Raw genomic sequence first — 1,006 nt, 5'->3', positions numbered from 1 at the left:
GCGATCAACTCGATCTCGTCGCGCTGACGACCCAGCTCGGATGTGATCGAGCCGAACAGCTCGGGATCACGGTCAGACAGGGACTGGGTGAAAAATCCGTGCGTACGGTGAGGGGCGTTCAATTTGTAATCTCCTGAAATTGTCAACCGGTCCAGCCAAGGCCGGCGGAAATGGCGTTCATGGATTGCAGCAGAGCGACCGGAACCGTTCCGGCCTGCTGTTCACTGCGGGTCTGGCGTAGTAGGTCGACTTGCAGAGTGTGAATGCGGGCAAGTTCATCTCGCTTGCGTTCGACGCGCTCACACAGTCGTGGAAAACGCTGTCCAATGATTTGCCCGCCGTTCAAAAACTTCACAGCGTCGCAAGCTTTGCAGTATTCCGAGGTGACTGCCTGAAGAATGCGTTGGCGTGTGTTGGCGTCGCAGACCAGTTCGCTGTATTTCGCCGCGATTGTCATATCGGTCTGGTACAGAGACTTTTCCATTTCATCGACCGCAAGGCGGAACAATCGGGACTGCCGAAACATATCTCGAAGTACCTCATCACCCCGTGCGCCGCGGAACTTCCTAAAATTGACCATGGCGGCGCCGAACCCGTACCAGCCAGTAATCAGGTGGCGGTTTTGCGACCACGCAAACACCCATGGAATGGCACGCAGATCATCAAGGCTGGCTGCGCCGAACCGACGGGCGGGGCGCGATCCGATTTTTAGGCGGGCTAGTTCTTCAACCGGGCTGGCCTGTTGGAAATACTCAAGAAACCCCGGCGTTTGCAGCAGCGAAACATAAGCCATCTGAGAAAGCTCGGACAACGCATCCTGCGCGTCATCGAATTCCGGGCGGTCCGGCGTTTTGGTGTGACTAGCCGTGTGGCGTAGTGTGCTGGACAAAAGCAATTCCAGATGCGCCGCGGCTGTCCCGCGGTTGGCATATTTGGCAGACACTACTTCGCCCTGTTCTGTTACGCGCAACCGCCTGGCAATTGTGCCACTGGGCTGCGCGGCTAT

1 protein-coding gene is annotated in these 1,006 nt (G+C 57.2%); it reads right to left on the bottom strand.

The window, feature by feature from the left end; translation table 11 throughout:
- Nucleotides 1–142 precede the first annotated feature (142 nt).
- Nucleotides 143–1,006 (bottom strand): phosphoenolpyruvate carboxylase (locus AC2FLJ_RS22810; protein WP_496707783.1); only part of this gene is annotated, 864 nt, incomplete at its 5' end.

This window comes from Ruegeria sp. CDSA034 (assembly GCF_059612275.1).
This window is presented reverse-complemented; position numbering and strand designations above follow the sequence as displayed.